The sequence below is a fragment of the Yoonia maritima genome (assembly GCF_002933395.1).
GTDB lineage: Bacteria > Pseudomonadota > Alphaproteobacteria > Rhodobacterales > Rhodobacteraceae > Yoonia > Yoonia maritima_A.
The window spans coordinates 36,946-61,880 of record NZ_PKFN01000010.1 but is presented as its reverse complement, the minus strand read 5'-3'; the positions used below and the strand labels follow the sequence as shown (position 1 = coordinate 61,880).

At 54.6% G+C, this 24,935-nt stretch carries 25 protein-coding genes; 23 read left to right on the top strand and 2 right to left on the bottom strand.

The features are described 5' to 3' along the window. Window positions 1-53: 53 nt before the first annotated feature. From CYQ09_RS13520 to CYQ09_RS13450, 15 genes are all read left to right on the top strand, one after another. Complete coding sequence (locus CYQ09_RS13520) at window positions 54-581, top strand: TRAP transporter small permease (protein WP_106745949.1); 528 nt, start codon at window positions 54-56, stop codon at window positions 579-581. 1 nt (window position 582) lies between these two features. Then, complete coding sequence (locus CYQ09_RS13515; RefSeq protein WP_106745948.1) at window positions 583-1,866, top strand: TRAP transporter large permease; 1,284 nt, start codon at window positions 583-585, stop codon at window positions 1,864-1,866. A gap of 1 nt (window position 1,867) precedes the next feature. Beyond that, a complete protein-coding gene (locus tag CYQ09_RS13510; protein ID WP_106745947.1) occupies window positions 1,868-3,754 on the top strand; it encodes a bifunctional sugar phosphate isomerase/epimerase/4-hydroxyphenylpyruvate dioxygenase family protein in 1,887 nt (628 codons plus the stop codon). 68 nt (window positions 3,755-3,822) lie between these two features. After that, window positions 3,823-4,662 carry a 3-keto-5-aminohexanoate cleavage protein gene (locus CYQ09_RS13505; RefSeq protein ID WP_106745946.1) on the top strand — a complete coding sequence of 280 codons (840 nt, stop codon included), beginning with the start codon at window positions 3,823-3,825 and terminating at the stop codon, window positions 4,660-4,662. A gap of 11 nt (window positions 4,663-4,673) precedes the next feature. Then, window positions 4,674-5,456 (top strand): 3-oxoadipate enol-lactonase, encoded by a 783-nt coding sequence (pcaD, locus tag CYQ09_RS13500; protein ID WP_106745945.1) that lies wholly within the window; start codon window positions 4,674-4,676, stop codon window positions 5,454-5,456. Beyond that, window positions 5,449-6,507: a 3-carboxy-cis,cis-muconate cycloisomerase gene (locus CYQ09_RS13495; RefSeq protein ID WP_106745944.1), complete on the top strand. Its 1,059-nt coding sequence runs from the start codon at window positions 5,449-5,451 to the stop codon at window positions 6,505-6,507. Before pcaD ends, CYQ09_RS13495 begins: the two co-directional genes overlap by 8 nt. A gap of 294 nt (window positions 6,508-6,801) precedes the next feature. Further along, the gene (locus tag CYQ09_RS13490) at window positions 6,802-7,566 is read left to right on the top strand and encodes an SDR family NAD(P)-dependent oxidoreductase (RefSeq protein WP_106745943.1); all 765 of its coding nucleotides are present in this window, start codon (window positions 6,802-6,804) and stop codon (window positions 7,564-7,566) included. Window positions 7,567-7,575: 9 nt separating this feature from the next. After that, window positions 7,576-8,355, top strand: coding sequence for a crotonase/enoyl-CoA hydratase family protein (locus CYQ09_RS13485; RefSeq protein ID WP_275425372.1), 780 nt, complete (start codon window positions 7,576-7,578; stop codon window positions 8,353-8,355). Between the two features lie 45 nt (window positions 8,356-8,400). Continuing rightward, window positions 8,401-9,441 carry a TRAP transporter substrate-binding protein gene (locus CYQ09_RS13480; RefSeq protein WP_239495953.1) on the top strand — a complete coding sequence of 347 codons (1,041 nt, stop codon included), beginning with the start codon at window positions 8,401-8,403 and terminating at the stop codon, window positions 9,439-9,441. Between the two features lie 7 nt (window positions 9,442-9,448). Beyond that, window positions 9,449-9,985: a TRAP transporter small permease gene (locus CYQ09_RS13475; protein WP_106745942.1), complete on the top strand. Its 537-nt coding sequence runs from the start codon at window positions 9,449-9,451 to the stop codon at window positions 9,983-9,985. After that, window positions 9,985-11,307, top strand: coding sequence for a TRAP transporter large permease (locus CYQ09_RS13470; protein ID WP_106745941.1), 1,323 nt, complete (start codon window positions 9,985-9,987; stop codon window positions 11,305-11,307). Before CYQ09_RS13475 ends, CYQ09_RS13470 begins: the two co-directional genes overlap by 1 nt. Window positions 11,308-11,316: 9 nt before the next feature. Continuing rightward, window positions 11,317-11,796, top strand: coding sequence for a MarR family winged helix-turn-helix transcriptional regulator (locus tag CYQ09_RS13465; protein ID WP_106745940.1), 480 nt, complete (start codon window positions 11,317-11,319; stop codon window positions 11,794-11,796). Window positions 11,797-11,801: 5 nt separating this feature from the next. After that, the gene (locus tag CYQ09_RS13460) at window positions 11,802-13,616 is read left to right on the top strand and encodes a feruloyl-CoA synthase (protein ID WP_106745939.1); all 1,815 of its coding nucleotides are present in this window, start codon (window positions 11,802-11,804) and stop codon (window positions 13,614-13,616) included. A 12-nt stretch (window positions 13,617-13,628) separates the two neighbouring features. Continuing rightward, complete coding sequence (locus CYQ09_RS13455) at window positions 13,629-14,504, top strand: amidohydrolase family protein (RefSeq protein WP_106358441.1); 876 nt, start codon at window positions 13,629-13,631, stop codon at window positions 14,502-14,504. Next, entirely contained in the window at window positions 14,501-16,057 is a 1,557-nt protein-coding gene (locus tag CYQ09_RS13450; RefSeq protein WP_106745938.1) for an acyl-CoA dehydrogenase family protein, read from the top strand. Before CYQ09_RS13455 ends, CYQ09_RS13450 begins: the two co-directional genes overlap by 4 nt. Here the strand turns inward: CYQ09_RS13450 and pcaQ are convergent. Further along, complete coding sequence (pcaQ, locus tag CYQ09_RS13445) at window positions 16,054-16,962, bottom strand: pca operon transcription factor PcaQ (RefSeq protein WP_106745937.1); 909 nt, start codon at window positions 16,960-16,962, stop codon at window positions 16,054-16,056. The genes CYQ09_RS13450 and pcaQ overlap by 4 nt on opposite strands. A 94-nt stretch (window positions 16,963-17,056) precedes the next feature. Between pcaQ and pobA the strand changes: the two genes are divergently transcribed. From pobA to CYQ09_RS13420, 5 genes are all read left to right on the top strand, one after another. After that, a complete protein-coding gene (pobA, locus tag CYQ09_RS13440; RefSeq protein ID WP_106745936.1) occupies window positions 17,057-18,226 on the top strand; it encodes a 4-hydroxybenzoate 3-monooxygenase in 1,170 nt (389 codons plus the stop codon). Between the two features lie 19 nt (window positions 18,227-18,245). Then, complete coding sequence (gene pcaC, locus CYQ09_RS13435) at window positions 18,246-18,626, top strand: 4-carboxymuconolactone decarboxylase (protein WP_106745935.1); 381 nt, start codon at window positions 18,246-18,248, stop codon at window positions 18,624-18,626. Then, entirely contained in the window at window positions 18,623-19,360 is a 738-nt protein-coding gene (gene pcaH, locus CYQ09_RS13430) for a protocatechuate 3,4-dioxygenase subunit beta (RefSeq protein ID WP_106358446.1), read from the top strand. Before pcaC ends, pcaH begins: the two co-directional genes overlap by 4 nt. 2 nt (window positions 19,361-19,362) lie before the next feature. Next, a complete protein-coding gene (gene pcaG, locus CYQ09_RS13425) occupies window positions 19,363-19,980 on the top strand; it encodes a protocatechuate 3,4-dioxygenase subunit alpha (protein ID WP_106745934.1) in 618 nt (205 codons plus the stop codon). A 129-nt stretch (window positions 19,981-20,109) separates the two neighbouring features. Next, window positions 20,110-21,162 carry an NAD(P)-dependent alcohol dehydrogenase gene (locus CYQ09_RS13420; protein ID WP_106745933.1) on the top strand — a complete coding sequence of 351 codons (1,053 nt, stop codon included), beginning with the start codon at window positions 20,110-20,112 and terminating at the stop codon, window positions 21,160-21,162. Between the two features lie 43 nt (window positions 21,163-21,205). On the opposite strand, the gene ygiD is transcribed toward CYQ09_RS13420, so the two are convergent. After that, window positions 21,206-22,030, bottom strand: a complete 825-nt coding sequence (gene ygiD, locus CYQ09_RS13415; protein WP_106746172.1) for a 4,5-DOPA dioxygenase extradiol — start codon at window positions 22,028-22,030, stop codon at window positions 21,206-21,208. Window positions 22,031-22,139: 109 nt separating this feature from the next. On the opposite strand from ygiD, the gene CYQ09_RS13410 reads away from it, so the two are divergent. The 3 genes from CYQ09_RS13410 to CYQ09_RS13400 all read left to right on the top strand — a co-directional run bounded on the left by CYQ09_RS13410 (window position 22,140) and on the right by CYQ09_RS13400 (window position 24,928). Further along, window positions 22,140-23,042, top strand: a complete 903-nt coding sequence (locus tag CYQ09_RS13410; protein ID WP_106745932.1) for a LysR family transcriptional regulator — start codon at window positions 22,140-22,142, stop codon at window positions 23,040-23,042. A gap of 94 nt (window positions 23,043-23,136) precedes the next feature. Beyond that, complete coding sequence (locus CYQ09_RS13405; RefSeq protein WP_204353960.1) at window positions 23,137-24,099, top strand: GAF domain-containing protein; 963 nt, start codon at window positions 23,137-23,139, stop codon at window positions 24,097-24,099. Between the two features lie 73 nt (window positions 24,100-24,172). Then, window positions 24,173-24,928, top strand: a complete 756-nt coding sequence (locus CYQ09_RS13400; protein WP_106745931.1) for a DeoR/GlpR family DNA-binding transcription regulator — start codon at window positions 24,173-24,175, stop codon at window positions 24,926-24,928. Window positions 24,929-24,935 lie beyond the last annotated feature (7 nt).

Genomic DNA, 24,935 nt, shown 5'->3' with positions numbered 1-24,935 from the left:
GGCGGCATTTAGGTTTCGCCTACCAATCTACGAGCCATGTAGGAGCCAGCCAAATGACCAAACTGAATTCACTCGTAAGCCGAATATTCGGTTGGGGGGCTGGCCTTTCAATGGGGCTGGTTTTTGTAATCATTTTTGTAAATTCGCTGCGTCGCTACACTGTCGGACAATCCGTCCAATGGGGTGAGGAACTGCCCGTTTACCTTGCTGTTTACGGTGTCATGTTCGGTGTCGCGCTGGCCTATATGCAAGACCGCCACATCCGTTTCACAATCGTGATCGATTTTCTGAATGAACGCCGCAAGACGATCATGTTTATCCTTGGTGATGTGCTGATGGCCGTGACCGGTGTGATGCTTGTTCTTTCTGCGCTGGCTTTTGTCGACCGCCGTGGTGACACGATGTCGTCGGGTATGTTTGGCCTTTCGCGTTGGTTGGGTGATGCGACCGGTATCAAGGCGTTAGATGCGCTTGGTACGCTTGGACCATACCAATACGCGCTGGTTATCGGCGGCGCGATGATCACGCTGGCTGCCGTACTGAAATTCATCGAGCGTGCAACCGCGCTGCGGAGACTGTAATATGATCTACGTTATCTTGATCGCGGGCCTTTTGATTGGCGCGCCGATTGCCTTTGCTATCCTTGCTTCGCTTTCCTATTTCATGGCCACCGGCGACGCGCCCTACAATCTGCGCATCGTCGCGACAGAGCTTTTCAATGGTCTGAACTCCTATCCGCTGCTTGCCATTCCGTTGTTCGTTCTGGCTGGTGAACTAATGAACGAAAGCGGTATCACGGGCCGGATTATCGCATTTGCGAACGTCCTAGTCGGACGCATGCGTGCGGGCCTCGCGATGGTGAACATCTGGGCCTCTGTTATCTTTGCTGGTCTTTCTGGGTCTGCGGTTGCTGACACCTCTGCCATTGGCCGCGTGTTCATTCCAGAGATGGAAAAGCACGGTTATGACCGCGCCTATGCTGCTGCGTTGACTGCCGCTTCATCTGTTATCGGCCCGATTATCCCGCCATCTATTCCTGTGATCATCTATGCGTTGATCGTAACGGGTGTGTCCGTGCCTGCTTTGTTCATGGCTGGGATCATTCCGGGTCTGCTGTTGGCTGTTTTCTTGTCCGTCTACGTCATGCTGACCGTCGACATGAAAAAGATCAACGCAGCGTCTGCTGCCCTGAACGAAGAAAAACAGCCAGCACGTGATGCGCTTCTTGGTGGTATCTTGCCGCTGTTGATGCCGGTGTTTGTTGTTGGTTCGATCCTGATGGGTATCGTCACCCCGACCGAGGCTGCCAGCTTTGCCGTGGCTTATGCGCTTGTCATCGGTACGTTTGTTTACCGCAAGATCAAGATTTCCGCCCTGCCGCGGCTGTTCACCGAAGCCATGCGCGATAGTGCGGTCATTATGATCATTATCGCCGCTGTATCTGCTGCGAACTGGTTGCTGACCTATAACCGTGTGCCAAACATGCTGACAGATTGGGTGTTGGGTAACGTTGATAGCAAAACGACCTTCTTGATTGCTGTGATCATTCTGTTCTTGTTCGTAGGTCTGTTCTTAGAAGGCATCGCTGCGATGCTGGTGCTGGTGCCAATCCTGCACCCAATCGCAGTAAGCTTTGGCATCGATCCTGTGCATTTCGGCATTTTGGTTATCTTTAACCTAATGATTGGTCTGATCACCCCACCGCTTGGGCTGTGTCTATTCGTTGCCGAAGGGATAGCCGGGGTCGGGATGGCCCGACTGACCAAAGCGATCTTGCCGTTCTTCTTGGTTGAAGTTGCCGTTCTACTTGTTCTGACTTTCGTTCCTGAAACAGTCACTTGGCTGCCAACCGTATTAGGATACTAACATGAAAACCTCGATCGCCACGGTCTCTATCTCTGGTAGCCTTCCTGAGAAACTGGATGCCATTCAAAAGGCAGGGTTCGATGGGATCGAGATTTTCGAACAGGACTTTATCGCGCATGACGGCAGTCCGCGCGATGTGGGCAATATGATCCGCGACATGGGGTTGGACATCACGTTGTTCCAACCCTTTCGCGATTTTGAAAGCCTGCCCGAGCCGTTGCGCGCCAAAGCGTTTGACCGGGCAGAGCGCAAGTTCGACCTGATGCAGGAACTCGGCACCGATTTGGTGCTGATCTGTTCGTCTTGCCATCCTGAAGCTATCGGTGGCATCGACCGCGCTGCTGCAGATTTCCATGAGCTGGGCGAACGCGCTGCAAAACGCGGGTTGCGTGTCGGCTATGAGGCATTGGCGTGGGGTAAACATGTTGATGATCACCGTGATGCATGGGAAATCGTGCGCCGCGCTGATCATGAAAACGTTGGGCTGATTGTAGACAGCTTTCATACGCTTTCTCGCAAGTTAGACCCGAATTCGATCCGCAGCGTGCCGGGCGACAAGATTTTCTTTGTACAGCTGGCGGATGCACCGCTGATCGACATGGACCTGCTGTATTGGTCACGCCATTTCCGGAACATGCCGGGCGAAGGCGATCTGGACGTTACCGGTTTCATGCAGGCTGTCATGGCAACGGGGTATAGTGGCCCGATCAGTCTTGAGATTTTCAACGACCAATTCCGCGGCGGTAGTCCGACAACGATTGCCAAGGACGGCCACCGTTCACTGATCGCGTTGATGGATGATGTACGTCGTGCAGAACCCACTGTGACCGTCGATATGCCTGCAATGCCCCCACGTATCGGGGTCGATGGCGTATCATTCGTTGAATTCGCATCGCGCGGCGCCGAGGCCGAACAGCTAGAGGCGATGCTGCAAACGCTGGGCTTTGAAAAGGCGGGCAATCACATTGCAAAGAACCTTGCGCTGTGGACGCAAGGCGATGTCCGGATCGTGGTCAACCGCGAAACCGAAGGCTATGCCAGCAGTGCCTACACCATGCACGGCACCACAGTTTGTGATATTGGCCTGTCTGTCGACAATGCCGCTGCGACGGTGGCGCGTGCGATGGCGCTGGGTGCAAATACGTTCAACCAACCGGTTGGCCCCGGCGAATTGGATATCCCTGCGATCCGTGGTCTTAGCGGATCGGTGATGCATTTCATCGACGAAGAAAGCGGTCTTTCCAACGTTTGGTCTGTCGAATTCACCTCTGATGAAAATGTCGGTACCGGCGCAGGTTTGCGCAGTATCGACCACCTTGCCCAGACCATGAGCTATGACGAGATGCTAAGCTGGTCACTGTTTTACACGTCGTTGTTCAGCATGGGGAAATCGCCGATGTTTGACGTGGTTGACCCAGATGGGTTGGTGCGCAGCCAAGCATTAGAGACCAAAGACGGCAGTTTCCGTATCACGCTAAACGGTGCCGAAACCCACCGTACCATGGCTGGGAACTTCCTTGCCGATAGCTTTGGCGCGTCGGTTCAGCATATCGCGCTTGCCACCGATGATATCTTTGCGACACGCGACGCGATGGCCGAACGTGGCTTCAAGCCGCTACCGATGTCCGACAACTACTATGCCGATTTGGCGGCGCGGTTTACGCTGTCTGACGAAAAGCTGTCCAAGCTAAAGGCCGGCAGTATTCTGTATGACGAAGATGCCAATGGCGCGTTCTACCAGTTCTATTCGCAACCATATGCGGGCGGAATGTTCTTTGAGATCGTTCAACGCAAAGGTGGCTATGCGGGTTACGGTGCACCAAATGCGCCTTTCCGCATTGCCGCGCAGAAACGCCTGATGCGCCCCAAAGGTATGCCAAAAGCCTAAGTCCCGCGCGTCACTGGCGGTCTGGCTATGAACCTGATTTAATTGGCGCAAATACTTTTGGGGGCACTATGACTAATCCTTGCATTATCTGCGTCGCAATTACGGGGTCTCTTCCGACCAAGGAAAATAACCCGGCGGTGCCGATCACGATTTCCGAACAGATCGAAAGCACGCAAGAAGCATTTGAGGCAGGGGCGACCATTGCCCACTGTCACGTCCGTGATGACGAAGGCAAACCAACATCGGACCCCGATCGCTTTGCGCGTCTTAAGGAAGGGTTGGAAAAACACTGCCCCGGTATGATTGTGCAGCTGTCCACTGGTGGTCGTTCAGGTGCCGGGCGTGATCGCGGCGGGATGCTTTCGCTGCGTCCAGATATGGCGTCACTGTCTGTCGGTTCTAACAATTTCCCAACGCGGGTTTATGAAAACAGTCCTGATCTGGTCGATTGGTTGGCGTCTGAAATGCAAACCTATGACGTCAAGCCAGAGATCGAAGCATTCGACCTAAGCCACATCGTGCAGGCGACCCGCATGGCGGCCGATGGGCGGCTCAAGTCGCCATTGTACGTGCAGTTCGTGATGGGCGTGAAGAACGCGATGCCAGCGGACGAGCGGATCTTTGATTTCTATATCGAAACGCTTAAGCGCCTTGCGCCAGACGCGCAGTGGTGTGCTGCAGGGATCGGACAAGCGCAGCTTACGATCAATGAATGGTCTATTGCTAAAGGCGGACATACGCGAACTGGATTGGAAGACAACGTGCGCCTGGATCGCAACACGCTGGCATCGTCCAATGCAGCCTTGGTGCAGCGGGCCGTGGACCTGTGCGAAAAATATGCACGCCCGGTTGCGACCTGGCAGCAAGCCCGCGACATATTGGGTCTGCGCAAAGTCGAAACAGCCTGAGGATCGAACGAATGCCATTCGCTAATGTAAACGATTTGACGCTACACTATCGGTTTCGGGAGGGTTCGGGCCTGCCGGTGGTGTTCCTAAATTCACTCGGAACGGATTTCCGCATTTGGGACGAAGTCATCGCCGATATGGATCCCGACACACCAGTGCTTTGCATGGATAAACGCGGTCATGGCCTTAGCGACGACGCAGAGATCACCATGAATCTTTTGGTCGCTGATGTTGCCGCGTTGATGGACCAGTTGGAGATTAAAAATGCTCTGATTTGTGGGGATTCAGTCGGCGGAATTATCGCGCAGGGATTGGCCGCAACGCGTGCGGATTTGGTCTCGGGGCTGGTTTTGTGCTGCACAGGGGCAAAGATCGGCGATGCCGACGGTTGGAACGCCCGGATCAACGCCGTGCAGTCCGATGGTATCGCGCCCATCGCGGACGCGATCATGGAACGCTGGTTTTCGCCGGGCTATTTTTCGACGCAGCCAGCGGCGCTTGCCGGGTATCGCAACATGTTAGTGCGCACTTCGGCTGCGGGATATGCTGGTGTGTGTACTGCAATCCGCGACACGGACTACCGTGAACAAACCGCTCAGCTTACTGTACCGACCCATTGTGTTGCGGGGACAGCGGATATGTCGACGCCTGTTCCATTGTTGCAAGAGCTTGCCACGATGATCAAAGGTGCCACGCTGGAAGTGATCGAAGGCGTTGGGCATCTGCCGTGTATCGAGGTCCCAACACGGGTGGCGGCAACTGTCACTAACATGCGAGGCGCGCTCAATGACTGACGTTTTTAACCACCCGTGGCTTAGCGGCCTGTTGGGCGACGCAGAGGCAAGCGCGATCTTTGGCCCTGACCGTCAGTTGGCACATATGATGGCCTTCGAAGTCGCGTTTACGCGCGCGCTGGGTCGTGCTGGGGTCGTAGCCGAAGACGTTGCTACAACAGTCGCGGATCAGTTAGCGGACTTTACGCCCGACATTGCTGATCTACAGGTCGGATCAGGCCGCGATGGTTTGCCTGTCCCAGCATTGGTTGCGCAACTGAAAGCACTGGCAGGTGATAACGCCAAGGCGGTGCATAGCGGTGCGACCTCGCAAGACGTGATCGATACTGCGCTGGCCCTTTCAGTGCTGGAATTCAACGCGCTATTGCACGAACGTTTGACTGGTTTGGTCGCTGCGCTGCGCAAATTGATTACCCAGTTTGGTGAAAACCAAATGATGGGCCGTACGCGTATGCAGGCGGCTGTCCCGATCACGGTGGCGGACCGCTTGGAAACATGGGTGCAGCCGCTTGAAGCGCATATCGAGCGACTTGCGCAGATCCAACCGCGTGTTGAGTGTTTGCAGCTTGGCGGTGCCGCCGGAAACCGTGCTGCTTTGGCTGACAATGCGACTGCGATTGCCGCTGATATGGCGCAGCAGTTAGGTCTGCAAAACCCAAAGCGCGCATGGCATGCGATGCGCGATGGCATCGCCGAATACGCGGGGCTTTTGTCACTGATCAGCGGTAGCTTAGGCAAGATGGGTCAAGACGTTTGTCTGATGGCCCAGCAAGGCATCGGCGAGATTGGGATGGATGGCGGCGGCGGTTCATCTGCGATGCCACATAAACAGAACCCGGTACTCGCTGAATTGCTGGTCACGCTCGCGCGCTTTAATACAACCCAAGTCGCCGGAATGCACAATGCGATGGTCCATGAACAAGAACGGTCAGGCGCTGCGTGGACCCTTGAATGGATGATTCTACCGCAGATGGCGCAGGCAACCGCCCGCAGTTTGTCGGCTGCGCAGACACTAAGCGACCAGATCACACGGATCGGTACAGCCGCCTAAGCGGAATCGTGCTGATCAAAGTTGCCGGTGAGTGAGTACCTTTGATCCGCAATTGACGGTTGCATTTTTAGAGGGCGTTGGTCGTTTCTGCACCTGCAATAACCTTTGCTGCACTGCAAAATTTATAATATTTTTGTTGACCTATGCTGAGCGTAAGTTCTTTATAGGAATAGTAAAAATGTGTTTTGCGCTTAGGGGTTGTATCGCTCGCGCTGCCGCGGTCAAAGTATCGAGTTCAATTGTTCATTGACATAACAATTCGGATGATGAAGCTTTCCGGCAGGGAGGACGATAATGACATTAGTGGACACTTGCGTTGTAGTGACCGGTGCGGGCAGCGGCCTAGGCGCTGCGACTGCAAAACGTTTCTCACAACTTGGCGCGAAAGTAGCCTGTCTTGATCTAAGCGGCGACGCGGCCAATGAAATTGCGTCCCAAATTGATGGTGTTGGGTATTCCGTGGATGTTTCCGATAGCGCCGCAGTAGAGGCCGTTTTTGAAAAAATCGGTGTTGAGATCGGCGTGCCGCGCGTCGTCGTCTCCTGTGCCGGGATTGGCACCGCTAGCCGTATTTTGCCGCGCGATGGTAGTCTGACAATTGATAGTTTTGAAAAGACCTTGCGCGTTAATTTATTGGGGACCTACGCGGTAATGAATATCGCAGCGCGCGCGATGGCCGCCGCTGACCCGATCAATGCGGACGGGCAACGGGGCGTGATTATCAATACCGCGTCAGTTGCCTTCGAAGATGGTCAAATCGGCCAAGCCGCCTATTCCGCGTCAAAGGGTGGCATCGCGTCGATGACCTTGCCTGCCGCGCGTGAACTTGCGCGATTTGGTATTCGGGTCATGACGATTGCACCCGGCCTGTTCGAGACCTCAATGAGTGCAGGTTTGCCCGACGACGTGCGTGCCGAAATCCTAAAAGCGGTGCCGTTTCCATCACGGATGGGCGACGCCGATGAATATGCCCGACTGGTGCAAAGCATCGTCGAGAACCCCATGCTCAACGGTACGGTGATCCGTCTTGATGCCGCTGCGCGTATGCCGATTAAGTAAGGAAAGACAGTGTCCAACACGCCTACAGAACCTGTTCTATTGATTGACGTTGATGGCCCGATTGCCACATTGACGATGAACCGTCCCGCCAAGCGGAACGCGATGTGCGATGAATTGCTTGATGACATCGATGCGTTCTTTGCAAAGCCGCCCGAAGGTGTGCGTGTTGTGATTATGGTCGGGACTGCGGGGCACTATTGTTCTGGTCTGGACCTTTCTGAACATGTTGCGCGCGACGCCGAAGGCACGATGCGCCATTCGCGTAACTGGCACCGGGTCATGGATACGATCCAGTTCTCGGGCTTGCCAGTTGTGTCGGCCATGTTTGGTGCTGTGATTGGTGGCGGGCTTGAGATGGCTGCCTCGACGCATGTGCGTATTGCTGAACCGTCTACCATTTTCCAGCTGCCCGAAGGGCGGCGTGGCATTTACGTTGGTGGCGGAGCTTCGGTTCGGATCGGTCGCATTCTGGGTGCTGACCGGATGTGTGAAATGATGCTGACTGGGCGTAAATATAACGCCCAAGAAGGTCTAGCGATGGGTCTGACCCATTATGCCGTAGGTGAGGGCGAGGCGCTGCCTTTGGCCCGTGAACTTGCTGGAAAGATCGCGCGAAATGCGCAACTTTCAAATTATATGATGATTCAGGCGATTAGCCGGATTTCAGATATGTCTCGTAGTGATGGATTGTTTACCGAAAGTCTTGCTGCAGCGGTCTCTCAGACCAGTGCGGATGCCGAAGAAGGGCTCAAGGCGTTCTTAGAAAAAAGAAAACCTGTTTTCCGGTAATCCGGGAAACCAAGAAGCTATCTTTTCCAAAACAGGGGAATCTAAATGACAACAATGACACGCCGTACGGCACTTGCTTCGATGGGGGCCGCGCTTGCGACACCCGCGCTTGTTTCTAATCTGAACGCCGCCGAAGTGACGCTGCGCCTGCACCACTTTCTGCCACCGGTCGCACCCATGCAAAAACAGTTCTTCGAGGTTTGGTCTTCTGAACTGTCCGAAGCCACAAACGGCGCTGTAGAAGTACAGATTTTCCCAGCGATGCAGTTGGGTGGTAAGCCGCCACAGCTTGCTGATCAGGTTCGTCAGGGCATCTGCGATATCGCATGGACACTGCCAGTTTACACGCCTGACCGTTTCCCAATCGCTGAAACAATGTCGAACCCATTCATGGTGACCAACGCTGAAAAGTCTTCAGTTGCGATGCACACATTGATGGATGAATTCGGCCAAGGCGAATACCGCGGCATCAAGCCGCTTGCGTTCCACACACACGATGGCGGCAAGCTGCACACACGTAACGCCCCTGTACTTAGCAAAGCGGACCTGCAAGGTCTGAAACTGCGCGCACCGAACCAATCTACTGGTGACATGCTGACTGCACTTGGTGCAGAGGTCGTGTTCTTCCCGGTCACTGACATGGTTGTTGGTCTGTCCAACGGCGTGATCGACGGTTGCTGCCTACCATACGAAGTTGTGCCTGCGTTCAAGTTACAGGAACTGACATCTTACACCGCTGCTCCGGCACCTGCGTCGCGCGGTCTGTATTCGAACACCTTTGCATTCATCATGAACGAAGCAAAATACGAAGGCATGTCTGACGATATCCGTGCGGCGGTTGATGCTGCATCTGGTATCCAGTTGTCACAGCGTTTGGGCGCCCAGTTCGACGTATTCGAAGCTGGCGGTAAAGCTGCTGTCGAAGCACAGGGCAACGAAATCGTTGAAATTCCAGCCGAAGAAATCGCGTCTTGGCAGGAAGAAGCAGTACCAGTTCACGAAGCGTGGATCGAAAAGCTGAACGGCATGGGCCACGATGGTGCTGCTGTGATGGCACGCGCAAACGAACTGCTGGACGCAGGCTGATCTGATCATGTCTGAACCGATTGTTCACCAGACAGGAGAGAGTAACTCTCTCCTGTACCGGCTTTTGCATGCCGTCTGCATCTCTAGCGCTGCGATTGGCGGGCTGGTGATTTTCGGAGCGGCGTTTGTTGTTACGTATTCGGTGCTGTCTAGCACCGTTGGATTCGGCGCTGTGCGCGGCGAATTCGAACTTGTTGAATTGGCCTGTGCCGCGAGCGCATCACTGTTTTTGCCGTTGTGCCAACTGACAAAAGGGCACGTCATGGTCGACGTGTTCACAAGCAAACTACCGGGGGCAATCAACACGACCGTTGATGCCGTCTGGACGCTGTTTTTCGCTTTGGGCTGGGCTTATCTTGCTTGGCGGTTAAGCGTCGGGCTCGAAGAAATCCACGGTTACGGTGACAAGACCATGCTTTTGCGTGCGCCTGTTTGGTGGGTTTACGTTCCGGCCGTATTTGGCACCGGACTATCCGCAATCGTTGCCGCACTTATGGGCCTGTCGGTGTTCATGCCGCGCCTTATCCCGATGGAGGCCGAATAATGGACCCGTTTACACTTGCCCTTCTTCTTGTTGTTGGGTTGTTCATTCTTATCTTCTTGCGGGTTCCAATTGCGCTCGCGATGGCGCTGGTCGGTGTCTTTGGCTATATACAGCTTAGTTCGCTCGCAGGGCTAAAGGCCTATCTCAGTACGGCGTGGGTCGACAAATTCATGTCATATGATCTGTCGGTTGTGCCGCTGTTCATCTTGATGGGGCACTTGGCAACCAACTCTGGAATTTCCGCATCGATCTTTAACGCCGCACGGGCGTGGATCGGCCATCTTCGTGGCGGTTTGGCCATGGCTGCGGTCGCGGGTTGCGCCTTGTTTGGGTCTATTTCAGGTTCTTCACTGGCAACTGCTTCTACGATGACGCGGGTTGCGATGCCTGAAATGCGCAAGCACGGGTTCTCTGGTGCGCTTTCGTCTGGTTCGCTGGCTGCGGGTGGTACCTTGGGTATTCTGATCCCGCCATCTGTGGTGTTGATCATCTACGCGCTGTTGACCGAACAAAACATCGTCAAACTGTTCCTTGCAGCCACGGTGCCAGGCATTTTGGCTGTCGTTGGCTTTATCATCGCAATTTCTATTTACGTCCACCTGTTCCCTGAAGAGGGTCCAACAAGCGAACGGTCAAACATGAAGGAACGCTTTCGTGCGCTTGCCGATATCTGGCACGTGATGGTGATCTTTGTTGTGGTTTTAGGCGGTATCTATGGCGGGTTCTTTACACCTGCACAGGGTGCTGCAGTTGGCGTTGTTCTGACGCTGGTGCTGGGCACAATCAAAGGCGGCCTGACGCCAAAGACGATACTGAACAGTCTGATCGACACGGCAGGTTCAACCGCAATGATCTTTGCGATTGTGTTTGGGGCCGACCTATTCAACGTCGCGCTAGCGCTTAGCCGGATGCCGATGGAAGTCGCGCAATACTTTGCGACCTCGGACATCGCCCCGATGGTGGTCTTGTTGGGTATCGTCGTGTTCTATCTGGTCATGGGGTGTCTGATGGACAGCCTTTCGATGATCTTGCTGACTGTGCCGGTGTTCTTTCCGACCGTCATGGCGCTTGATTTCGGGATGACCTTTGAGCAGCAGGCGATGTGGTTCGGAATCATCTCGCTTGTGGTGGTGGAAATGGGGCTGATTACGCCGCCGGTGGGGATGAACCTATTCGTCATTTCCGCGATGGCCAAAGACATCCCAATGACGCAAATTTTCCGCGGTACAATTCCATTCATCATGGCCGAATTTATCCGCATAGCCATCCTTATCGCCTTCCCAGTGCTCAGTTACTGGCTGGTCGATTTGGTCGCCAATTAAGGGGGAAAGATGTCCGATACGCCTAAGGACCAAGTTTCCGGAGATACTGCTGCAGATCGGTTTCTGCAGCAGTTTACCGGATACCGGATCAAACGTGCGTTGTTGGTTGTACATGAAGACATGACCGAAACTCTTGTGCCGCTTGGGCTTCGGGTTGGTACATTTGCACCGTTGGCAGTTGTGGCTGCTAACCCCGGTATATCGCAAACAAAGCTATCGGACGTGTTGAAAATCAAACGATCCGGCGTTGTTGCTGTCGTGGATGAGCTGGAACGGATCGGTGCGATTGAACGCAAGCCAGTCGCGGGGGATCGCCGCACCAATGCGCTGTTTATGACGACAGCCGGCGGCAAGCTTTGGCAGCAGGCCGAGGCTGCAATTCAAGCACACGAAGACCGCCTTTTTACTGATTTAACTGACGAAGAGAATGATCAAATTCGTGATCTCCTATCTCGGGTCATACTGCGCGCCGAACGGGCCAAGGAGTAAACACCATGACGGACAAGATAACTGGCCTGAATTTACGCGCTCATGCGGTGGAAATGACGCAGGCGGGTGATAACCTGATCTTAACGTCAAAAATTCCGTTGGATCCAGTCGTGGATCGGACAGCCGATTGGCTGCACAAGTGGGCGAGTGAGACCCCCGACGTGGTATTTTTAGCCGAACGTACAGGCGACGCGTGGCGCGAAGTCACCTATGCGCAGGCACTTACCGCGGTCCGCGCGATTGCCACGTCGCTGGCGGGTCGTGGCATGGGACAGGAAACCCCAATTGTGATCATGTCCGGTAACTCGATTGATCACGCACTGCTATCTTTCGGTGCGCAATATGCGGGTGTTCCGACCGTACCACTGGCCGAGCAATATTCGCTGATCCCCGAGGCGCACGGCCGCTTGATCTATGTTTTGGACAAGGTCAAACCGGCGATGGCATTCGTCGATGATGCAGGACGATATGCTGCTGCATTGGCATTGTCTCAGCTGGACGAGGTTGAGATTGTTGCGTCAAAAACTGACGGGGCGCCGGGCAAAGTTACTAGCTTTGACGCACTGCTTGCAGGGGATGACAGTCACGACGCCGATGCGCTGTTGGCGACGACTGGGCCCGATACGGTAGCAAAAATTCTGTTTACGTCTGGGTCGTCCTCTGACCCCAAAGGTGTTTTGACCACGCAGCGTATGATGTGTGCAAACCAATCGCAGATGGCCTCGGTTCTGCCGTTTATCAAAGAACGTGCACCGCGCATCTGTGACTGGCTGCCGTGGAACCATGTGTTCGGCGGATCGCATAACGTAAACATGATGCTTGCCCATGGTGGTACGCTGACCATCGATGCTGGCAAGCCGACCAAAAAACTGTTCGCCGAGACCGCGCGCAGCATCATCGAGCGCCCCGGCACGTTGTCGTTCAACGTCCCTGTTGGCTTTGCGATGCTGGTTGCCGAAATGGAAACCAACCACGCCCTGCGCGAGGCATATTTCAAAGACCTCGACATGATTTTCTATGCGGGCGCATCGCTGCCCCAAGATGTCTGGACCCGGCTCGAGGAAATGGCGTTAGAGGTACGTGGTAAGTTGCCTTTGATGATTTCCAGCTGGGGCATGACCGAAACTGCGCCTGCCACGATCATGCTGCACGAACCCATCGGGCGTTCGGGTGTTGTTGGCGTCCCGCTGCCGGGCACCGAAGTAAAACTGCTGCCGGATGATGAAATGCGCTGCGAGGTGCGCGTCAAAGGGCAGAACATTATGCCAGGTTATTTCGCGGATAATGTCAAAACAGCGGAGGCATTTGACGAAGATGGTTTCTTGCTGACTGGCGACGCGATGCGCTTTGTCGACAATGACGATCCTGAACGCGGTCTAAAATTTGACGGTCGCGTGTCCGAGGATTTCAAACTGCTGACAGGTACATGGGTGCAGGCGGGTAAGCTGCGGCTGGATGCACTTGATGGGCTTCGCGGTCTTGTCCAAGATGTTGTCATTTGCGGCCACGACCGCGATGCGATTGGGCTGTTCATTTTCCCGCGTCCCGATCAAGTACATGGCGACAATACGTCCGATGGTGCGGTCATTGATCCAGCCTTGCAGGCGCAGATCGAGGAACGTTTGCGCAACATGGCAAAGGCCGCGACGGGGTCCGCGAAACGGATCAGCCGCGCGATGATCTTGGCCGAACCACCATCATTGAAGGACGCCGAAGTCACCGACAAAGGGTCGCTGAACGTCCGCAAAATCATGACGCGCCGTGCGACCTTGCTTGAGCGTTTGTACGATAACGAAGACCCCGCGCTGATCCGCGTTTAAAGGAGCAAACAGATGGTCGATTTTTCCAAAGTCCGCGCGATTGATTTTCATACCCACGCAGAAGAATCCTGCGGCTGCCACGATGATGATGGCTATGACGAACTACAATCGACGATGGCGAAATACTTTGGTGCGCCTTGGGCACATCCGCCAACGATTGATGAAACCGCGGCGCACTACCGTGAAAAGAACATCGCCGCCGTGATCTTTCCTGTCGATGCAGAGCGCGAGACTGGCTACCGCCGTTACGACAACTACGAAGTTGCCGATGCCTGCGCTAAAAATGACGATATCCTGATCCCGTTCGCTTCGATTGACCCGGCAAAGGGTAAGATCGGCGCACGCGAGGCGCGTGATCTGGTTGAAAACCACGGCATTCAGGGGTTCAAATTTCATCCCACGATGCAGGGTTTTTATCCCAATGATCGCAGCGCCTATGTGCTGTACGAGGCGATCGCGGAATCGGGTAAGCCTGCATTGTTTCATACCGGGCAAACCGGTGTTGGATCAGGGATGCGCGGCGGCAACGGGATGCGGCTGAAATATTCCAACCCGATGTATATGGATGATATCGCCGTGGATTTCCCTGACATGCCAATCATCCTCGCGCACCCGTCATTCCCGTGGCAGGAAGAGGCGCTTTCGGTCGCGACCCACAAGCCTAACGTTTACATCGATCTGTCTGGCTGGTCGCCCAAGTACTTTCCTCCGATCCTTGTTCGCTATGCCAATACGCTTTTGAAAAAGAAGATGTTGTTCGGGTCGGATTGGCCAATGATTGCCCCGGAAAAATGGCTTGATGCCTTTGATAAGGCAGAGTTCAAAGACGAGGTTCGCCCCTTGATCTTAAAAGAAAACGCGATGCGGCTGCTTGGGGTGTCAAAATGACCCCATTCTCTGCGCCAGTTGATGACATCTTGTTTTCGCTGCGCAGTGTTGCTGGCGCTGCCAGCGTTGCTGATTGGGATGATGGACTTGCCGAAGGGATCATCACCCATTTCGCGTCTTTCGCCGAAGGTGTGATCGCCCCGCTTAACGAAAGCGGCGACCGTCAGGGTTGTCGGTTTGATAACGGCCGGGTGACGATGCCCGATGGATTTGTCGCAGCGTTCGCGGAATTGGCCGAAGGCGGCTGGCAGGGCCTAAGCGCCCCCGAGGAATTCGGCGGAATGGCGCAAAACCATCTGATTGCCGCTGCGGTGTCAGAGGTGTTTTCCGGTGCGAACCACGCCATGCAAATGGTCTGTAATCTGGTGCCCGGCGCAATTGCGACGTTGATGCGGTTTGGAACGGACGATCAAAAATCGACATGGGTTCCAAAGCTTGCAAGTGGCGAGGCACTATCGACGATGTGCCTCACGGAACCGGGAGCGGGGTCTGACCTGTCGCGGATCCGGACCAAGGCGACCCGCGACGGCAACAGCTGGCGTATTGATGGCGAAAAGATATTCATCTCGGGCGGCGATCAGGACATGTCGGATGACATCCTGCATCTGATCCTTGCCCGGACGGGGGATGCCAATTCGGGCGTAAAGGGTTTGTCGCTATTCATCGCCAACAAAGCTGCTGCACGCAATACGATCAAAGTTACACGGATCGAAGACAAGTTGGGGCTGCATGCATCGCCCACCTGTCAGATGGTGTTTGAGGGTGCGTTCGCCGAATTGGTTGGGCAAGAAGGTACCGGGCTGGCCGCGATGTTCACCCTGATGAACCACGCACGGATTGATGTCGCGCTTCAAGGCGTAGCCCATGCTAGTCGCGCCCATGCGATTGCCGCTGCATATGCCGCCGAACGAAAACAGGGGCGGCGTCGTGACACGTCAGATGCCGTTCTGGCCGATCATGCCGACGTGCAGCGCATGCTGGATGACCAACGCGCCCTGACGATGGGCGCACGCGTGATGGCGCATCTTGCCTTGGTGGAACTTGAAAAGGGCGACCGTCCTGGCCTCGTCGATTTTCTGACGCCTCTTTGCAAAGTGTTTTGCACCGAAGCGGGGATTACCTCGGCTGATCTAGGTATGCAGGTTTTGGGTGGATACGGTTATCTGACCGAATACCGAGTATCGCAAACATGGCGCGATGCGCGGATCACGTCGATCTACGAAGGGGCGAATGGCATTCATTCTCTGGCGACCGCGACACGTGGTTTGCGCCTTGGTGACGGCGCGGATGCGTTTGATGCCTTGATCGGCGAATTGACAGACCATCCTGCCGTTATGACATTGCGCGATACTTGGCGTGCCGCACGCACTCACGTGACGCATTCCTACGACCCAGCTGCACTTGCTCATGATTTCATGCAGCTGACGATGCAGCTATATTACCGTGCTGTTTGGTGCCGGATTGCTGAGTGTGATGCGCAATACACTCGGCTGCGTGATGTGGTGTTGTCACGTCCAATCCCCGTGGCACCTGCCATGATGGCATTGGGCTAAGGGCACTGCACGTAGTCTAACAGGCTTTGCCGGAATAGATGGGCGATTGCGCTGGGGACTTCTTCGGACCTTGCCATGACCCCGATGGCGCCTGTCGTGGCCGACATGTCGATATCGATTGCCACCAATCGCCCGCTTTCCAGATCATTGGCGACGACGCCGCGTGAGATGAACCATATTGCTTGCGCCTTGCCCAAGGCCATTGCACGTCCGAATTCGCCGGATGCGCTTTCGATCCGGTTGTTGAACAGCGGAAGGCCCGAGGCGATCAGTTTGCCTGCTACCAAGGGTCGGATCGCCGCTGCTTGCGGTGGATAGATGATTGGGAATCCATCAAGCTGTTCAAGCTGCGTTGCACCGGCCAACGGATGGTTTGGGGCAACAACAATCGCGACTTCTTCGGAATAGAGTTGTGTGAAGGATAGGCCGACCATACTTTCGGGCCGTCCCAAACGCCCAACCGCGAGATCAAGAGCGCCCGCGCGCAGGCGGTCAGTCATATATTCGTGGGGTCCTTCAAGCAATTGCACGACCGTACCCGGTGACTTTTGCCGAAAATCCTGAACCGCCCACGGAAGCAGTTGGCTTGCCACACTGGGCAGGGCGCCCACGGTCAATGTGGGATTGCCGCCAGCCCCAATGCTGGCCACGCTGCTTAATCCAGTTTGCAGCGCTTGCATGCTTTGTTCGGCAAAGGTCAAGAATACTTCGCCCTCGGGCGTCAGCCGCACACCAGCACGGCCGCGATCCATCAGCTGCTTGCCGATGATCACCTCAAGGTCCTTGAGCGTTTTTGAAATCGCGGGTTGCGTCAGATGTAGCTGCTCAGCCGCGCGTTTCAGGCTTTTGGCCCGAGCAATGTGGGTGAACGCCTCTAGGTGACGAAATTTAATTCTGCGGTCCACAGTTGCCTATTTGGAAAGTAAAACGATCTAAATGTCATTTTACATATCTAAAAATGATAGGCAAATTGCATAGGTAAGAGAGTCGGAGACACACATGAAAACGCAAGTCCTCATCATTGGGGGCGGGCCATCGGGCCTGCTTTTGTCGCAGCTATTGTACACACGTGGGATCGACAGTGTCGTTCTGGAACGCAAGACAAAGGACTATGTTCTGGGTCGTATCCGGGCGGGCGTGTTGGAACGCGGGCTGCTTGATCTGATGCGCGAGGCAGGTGTTTCCGAACGGATGGATAAAGAAGGATATCTGCACGATGGCACGCTGATTTCATATGACGACGAAATTTTCCGCGTCGATTTCAGCGAACACACTGGGCACGCGGTGATGGTTTACGGCCAAACCGAGGTTACCCGCGATCTGTACGAGGCCCGTGAAAAGGCCAACGGTAAGATCGAATTTAATGTTGAAAACGTCGTTATCCACGATGCTGACAGCGACGCGCCTTATGTGACCTATGATGTCGCAGGCGAGGCCCGTCGCGTTGATTGCGATTTCATTGCGGGCTGTGACGGTTTTCATGGCGTCAGCCGTCAGGCAATTCCGTTGGACGTGCGCAAAGAATACGAAAAGATTTATCCGTTTGGTTGGCTTGGCATTTTGTCAGAAACACCGCCAGTGAACCACGAACTGATCTATGCGAATTCATCACGTGGCTTTGCACTGTGTTCGATGCGGAACGAAAAACTAAGCCGCTATTACATCCAGTGTTCGCTGTCAGACAGCCCAGACGATTGGACCGACGATGCATTCTGGGAAGAACTAAAGCGCCGCATCCCTGCGGATCAGGCCGAACAGCTGGTCACAGGGCCGTCGATTGAAAAATCCATTGCGCCGCTGCGGTCATTTGTGACCGAACCTATGCGTTGGGGCCGGTTGTTCCTTTGCGGTGATGCCGCCCATATCGTGCCGCCAACAGGTGCCAAGGGGCTGAACACCGCCGCGTCTGATGTGCATTACCTATATAACGGTCTGCGTGATTTTTATGAGAACAACAGTTCCGAAGGTATCGATACCTATTCACAAAAGGCGCTTGCCCGCGTTTGGAAAGCGGAACGGTTTAGCTGGTGGTTCTCGTCCCTAATGCACCGTTTCCCGGACCAGACGGATTTCGACTATAAAATCCAACTCGCAGAGCTTGAGTTCCTGCGCGAAAATAAAGCCGCGCAGCAAGCGATGGCCGAAAACTATGTGGGCTTGCCCTATTGATTGCTGAAAGGCCAAACAGATGACCAACCGATACGACACAGGCATGAAAACCCGCCGAGAGGTTCTGGGAGACGCGCATGTCGACCGTGCAGAGGCGAACAAATCGACCTTTGACGTGCCGTTCCAGTCGATGATCACCGAAGGCGCATGGGGCACCTTGTGGTCTGACGACACGATCAGCCGCCGCGAACGGTCTATGTTGACGCTTGCCTTACTGGCCGCGACTGGGAATTTCGAAGAAATCCCGATGCATATCCGCGCCAGTCAGAACACGGGCGCAAGCCCCGAAGATATTCTTCAGGCCTTTATGCATGTGGCGGTTTATGCCGGGGTGCCTAAGGCCAATCATGCGATCAAACTTGCTAAACAAACCTTCGCCGAATTGGGAGTCGAGGTATGACAATCATCAAAAACACAGGGGGCTTTGTTCCTCGTGACCGCAATTGGCAGCCCGCCGCGCTGACGCCGCAATATAAGACTTCGGTCAAGCGCAGCCCGCAAGCCGCCCTGCTTTCATTCCCAACGACCCTTAGCGAAGAAACCAACCCGGTTTTTGGCCACAACATGCTGGGCGATTTGGATAACGACCTGATCCACAACTACGCCGCCTCGGGTGAAAGCGCGATTGGTCCGCGTATCATCGTGCATGGCCGTGTGTTGGATGAAATGGGCCGTCCTGTTCCCGGTGCGCTGCTGGAATTCTGGCAGGCCAACGCGGGTGGCCGTTACCGCCACAAGAAAGAAAGCTATCTTGCGCCGCTTGACCCCAACTTTGGTGGTTGCGGGCGTACGATCACGGGCGAAGACGGATCATATGAATTCCGCACCATTCAGCCCGGTCCGTACCCATGGCCCAATGGCATGAATGATTGGCGCCCTGCGCATATCCACTTTAGCGTCTTTGGTCATGGTTTTGCCCAGCGCCTGATTACGCAGATGTATTTCGAAGGTGACCCGCATATCTGGCTGTGCCCCATCGTTGATACCATCGACGACAAAGCTGCTGTTGAATCGCTGATCGCACCTTTGGATATGCACCGCACTGTGCCAATGGATTCACGTGCCTATAAGTTTGACATCGTCCTGCGCGGCCGTCGTCAGACGTTCTTTGAAAACCGTGTTGAGGGAATGTAATTATGGTTCAGAAACTTGATGAATACCTCAAAGAAAGCCCCAGCCAGACGGCTGGCCCATATGTTCATATCGGATGCACCCCGAAATTCACGGGAATCGATATTTACGGCGAAGACCTAGGCGCGTCCATGAAGACCGGCCCGGTCAAAGGTCAGGAAATCATGATCAAAGGGACAGTGTTTGACGGCACTGGAACGCCACTGCGCGATGCTATGATCGAAATCTGGCAGCCAGACGGTGAGGGCCTGTTCAATTCTGCCAATGAAACGCGCGGACAGGCAGACCCAAACTTTACGGGGTGGGGCCGGTCACCAGGTGATATGAATACGGGTGAATTTACCTTTGACACCGTGAAGCCGGGCACGGTCCCGTTCCCTGATGGCCGGATGCAGGCCCCGCATGTGACCTTTTGGGTTGTTGCGCGCGGGATCAACATCGGTCTGCACACACGCATGTATTTCGAAGACGAGGCGGACGCGAACGCGGCCGACCCGATCCTAACTCGGATCGAACACCAAAACCGGGTGCCGACACTGCTGGCCAAGAAAGAAGCCGACGGTGTTTACCGGTTCGACATCCGCCTGCAAGGCGAAGGCGAGACGATCTTTTTCGATATTTGATCTGACATCATACAGACAATTTGAAAGGGGCGCGGCAACATGCTTGCGCCCCTTTTTGTGACTGGCGCTTGATCTTTGGCGGCGGATGGGCACTGGTGTTGCACAATGACAAGTGTGGAGGCATGTCTCATGAAATCGCTGGTTCTTGAACGTCAAGACGAACTGTCGCTGCGCGACTTTCCCGAAATATCAAAAGCAGAAGAAACGCTTGGGCCGCGCGATGTACGGATAAAATTGCATACTGTGGGAATCTGTGGGTCGGATGTGCATTACTATACGCATGGTCGCATTGGTCCCTTTGTCGTGAACGCGCCGATGGTACTTGGGCACGAGGCTTCCGGCACAGTGATTGAGCTGGGAGCAGAGGTAACGAACCTTTCAATCGGTGATCGTGTGTGCATGGAACCCGGCATCCCGGACCCTACATCAAAAGCTGCACGGTTGGGGATGTATAACATCGATCCGGCGGTTCGGTTTTGGGCGACCCCACCAGTGCATGGAATTTTACGACCGACCTGCGTGCACCCCGCTGATTTTACGTTTCGCTTGCCTGATAACGTTAGCTTTGCTGAGGCGGCGATGGTTGAACCATTGGCGGTCGGCGTGCATGCCGCGACTAAGGCGCGGATCAAACCTGGCGACGTTGCCGTCGTTATGGGTGCTGGGCCAATCGGATTGGTCACGGCGCTGTCGGCAATCGCAGCAGGCTGCGCGCGCGTGTTTGTCAGTGACTTAGCTGAGAAAAAACTGGAAATTGCGGCTGGGCTGTCGCAAGCGATCACACCGGTAAACGTATCACAGCAAAACCTTGTCGATATTGTTCTTACCGCAACTGATTGTTGGGGGGCCGACGTTGTGTTCGAGGCAACAGGATCACCCCAAGCCGCCGCGCAGGTTTTTCAACCACTTGCCCCAGGCGGTTGTGTCGTCATGATCGGTGGCCAGCCAGAGCCGATTTCATACGATGCAGGCGCTGCAATGGTCCGCGAGGCGCGTGTCGAAAATATTTTCCGCTATGCCCATGTTTTCCCGCGCTGTGTTGGAATGCTGAGTTCCGGTGCGATTGATGTAAAGCCACTTATCACGCGCACATTTGCGTTCGAAGATAGCGTCCACGCGTTCGATGTTGCTGCGTCTGCTTCGCCAGAGGATGTGAAGCTGCAAATCGAACTGCCACAGTAACTTACAAAGGGTCAGCGGTATTTAACCACTGACCCTTTAGGGTTTAGCTGTCGTGAAAGACAAACGATCGCATCGATACAGACCCCAGATCGATGGCATCGGTCATGAACGTTAACTGGTCTTTTTCTGTCGATGCCCCTGCAATTGTGAGGGCAGGTAGATAGTGATCGACGGACGGGTGTGCCATTTGCAGTAACGACCCCAATGATTGACGATCCGCGAGCGCGCTAAAATCTCTTTCCGTTAAACGATTTGCTACAAGGCTGTCGAACTCTAATGCAAAATCTTGTGGTTTACCGCCATGTTGTACCGCACGTAAATTGTGCACCACATTGCCAGAACCAAGGATCAGTACGCCGCGATCACGCAATTCTGACAGGGTTTTCCCGATCTCAAGCTGATAGCTAAGGTCACGTGTCATATCTATTGAGATTTGAAAGACCGGAACATCGGCATTCGGATACAGGAACTTTAGAACGGTCCATGCGCCGTGGTCTAAACCCCATGTGTCGTCCTCTTGGGCGTGGTGGCTTGCTAGGATCGATACGACTTCGCGTGCAAGATTGGGCGCGCCGGGGGCCGGGTATTGCTGCGCGAACAGGGCGTCGGGGAAGCCGCGAAAATCGTGTATTGTGCGGGGTAGGGCTGATACATCGACCAATGTGGTTCCTTGCGTCATCCAATGTGCCGAAACCACAAGAATCGCATTCGGTCGCGGTAGCGCGTGTCCTAATTTGGTCCATGCTTGGCTGTATTCCGTGTCTTCGATGGCGTTCATTGGGCTTCCGTGACCCAAAAAGACCAGAGGCATACGTTCGCTTGGTGCTAGGCTTTCGCGCAAATTGCGCAGGGAATGTGCAGTGCTCATTTTCAGGGTCCTTTCATGGATTGAGGTGAACATAAGTCTTGATTGGCATCCACGAAATGGCGAAGCTATGGATTGAATTACCACAATTTGTTCTTAATTGGATTTTGCTATGGATATGCTTGATCAACTGCGCGCATTTGTTGCGACGGCGCAGAGCGGGTCGTTCACGGCGGCCGCAGAACAGTTAGGCGTATCAAATCGTCTGACCTCAAAATATGTGGGAGAGCTTGAAACACAGTTGGGGGTGCGCTTGTTTCAGCGCACGACGCGGCGCGTGGGTATGACCCCCGCAGGCGAGGATCTGTTGGCAAGGGCGCCAGCATTACTGGAAGAACTAGATGATCTGCTTGGGGACGTGTCAGAAGGTTCGCGTGGGTTTTCTGGGGTTATTCGTGTGTCAGCACCCGTCACATTCGGAGAATCCTATATTGCCCCAATGCTGGGTCGTTTTGCCATGCAGCATCCGAACCTGACATTTGATATGCGGCTTAGCGATCATTACGTCGATTTGGCCTCAGAAGGGATTGATGTCGCATTTCGTTTGGGTGCGACGGATATGTTGTCAATAAAAACGCGCAAACTGGGTATGATCCGTAGTGTGGTCGCCGCTAGCCCTGCGTATCTTGCAAAATACGGCATGCCACAATCCGTTGCAGCGCTGTCCGACCATGCCTGTATTGTCGACACCAACCGTCGCAATGCGCGCCGCTGGACGTTCCAAAACGAAACGAAAGAAACTGCCGTGACGGTAGCCGGACGGTTTCATGTGAACTCTGCTCGGGCGGCGTGTGATTTGGCGGTTGCTGGGCAGGGTATCGTGTATTCGCCGCATTTCGCTGTGGTTGACGCGCTTAAGTCGGGTGCCCTAGTCCCGCTGTTTCCGGACTTCACATGCGAAGAGATCCCGCTTAGAGCAGTGTACCTTGAGGGGCGTGCTCTCCCACGGAAAATCCGAACGCTGATCGACTTTTCTGTGCAGGATATTCGCAGTTCCCAAAACGCCCAAAGTTGAAGACTTGCCTGTGATGAACACAAGCCGAGACATTTGCACTGTCTCAGGCTATTGTGCCCGACGGGAGGAAGATCAGTAACCACGGGAGGGGGGAATGGTCATTTCGGAAAAGAAGCTGCACATTGATAAAATCATGGGTGCCGTGAACTCGGGATCCGCCGCTGCGCGTTCGTCGCTTGCGGCGTCTTGGCGACGGTCTGTCGAACGCCATGGGTTAGACCCGGCCGATGATATCACGGTCAACCTTGTTAATGCGTCTGAACTTCATGATCGGCGCAATAAACACGACCGTTTTATGATGGTTGCTGCGCCTAAACTGGACCACCTTTTTGGACTGGTTGGGAATTCTGGGTGCGGCGTTTTGCTGACGGACGAAGTTGGGATTGTGCTAGATCAACGCTGTACTGACGCTGATACTGATACCTTTCAGGAATGGGGGCTGTGTCTGGGTGCAGATTGGAGCGAGGCTGCCGAAGGCACAAATGGTATTGGCACCTGCCTGACTGAAAAGCGCCAAGTGACGATCCATCGCAATGACCATTTTCTTGCCCGAAATATTGGAATGAGCTGCATGGACGCCCCGATTTTTGGGATCGATGGCCGTTTGCTTGCGGCACTAGATGTCTCATCCGCGCGTGCGGATCAAACCGAAAGCTATAATCAGTTGATCGGGGCTATGGTCGCGCAAACGGCGAAGTCCATTGAATCCGATTTTTTCCGCGCATCATTCCCGAAGGCGCGCATCGTTGTTGCAGATAGCGGGGATGCCGACATTGCAACATTGCTGGCCATAGATGCCGATGACATCGTAATTGGCGCAACGCGGAATGCGCGCAAAGTGTTTGATTTGGAACTGTTGGGCGCAATCAAGCCACGCCCAGCCTCTGATATCTTTGGCCGCGAAGATGGCCCGACAGGGTTTGTCAAAGCAGAACGGGCCGCCGTGGTGCGAGCATTGGCCCGTGCTAGCGGCAACGTGTCCGAAGCCGCCCGTGCGCTGGGCGTCGGACGCGCTACGCTATACCGGCGCATGAAGCGTCTTGGGCTTGGTGACTAGGCACAATCCACGACATTGACGGTTTCGGGAAATCAACATATGCATGATTCTGCAATAATTTGCAGGATTATGCATGAACTTAAATATACCCGATACACGCCAACGTATTCTTGCTCGACGATTGGACGATGGTTTAGAAATTGTCGCTGCCGATGCTGCAACGGAATTTGATGTGTCCTTGGATACCATTCGCCGTGATATTCTTGCGCTTGAGGCAGAGGGAAAGGCGCACCGCGTTCGTGGTGGCGCGGTGCCTATTTCGAAACCGGTTGCTCCGCTCCACTCGCGTTTGGCTGGCGCAGGCGGGATCAACCCAAACATCGCCCACGCGACGATTTCTCAAATTGGCGATGCTTCTACGTTGTTGGTTGACGGTGGATCGACCACGCTCGGGCTCATTGCGCATCTTTCCAACTTCACAGGTCGGCTGGTGATGACGCCGTCACCGTGGGTCGCGATTGCCTGTCAAGAAAATGATATCGACGTTTTTTTGTTAGGTGGAAAACTAAGCGCGCGTGGTGGAATTGCGGTCGGTGGTCTTGCATTGGGTAAGGTTGCTGATGTGACCGCGGATATCGCAATTCTAGGAGCCTGTGGTATCGACGCCGAATTCGGTCTTAGCACAGACGACTATGAAGAAGCCCAGATGAAAGCTGCAATGCATTCGGCGGCTGCCCGGACCTTTGTTGTAACTGGGGCTGAAAAGATCGGGAAACGCGCGCGGCACCACACGCTTCACATGAATCAAATTGATCTGTTGATCACTGATGCCGACCAAGGCGCGACTGAACTGTTAACGCGGTCTGGCGACAGGGTCATCACGGTCTGACCTAATT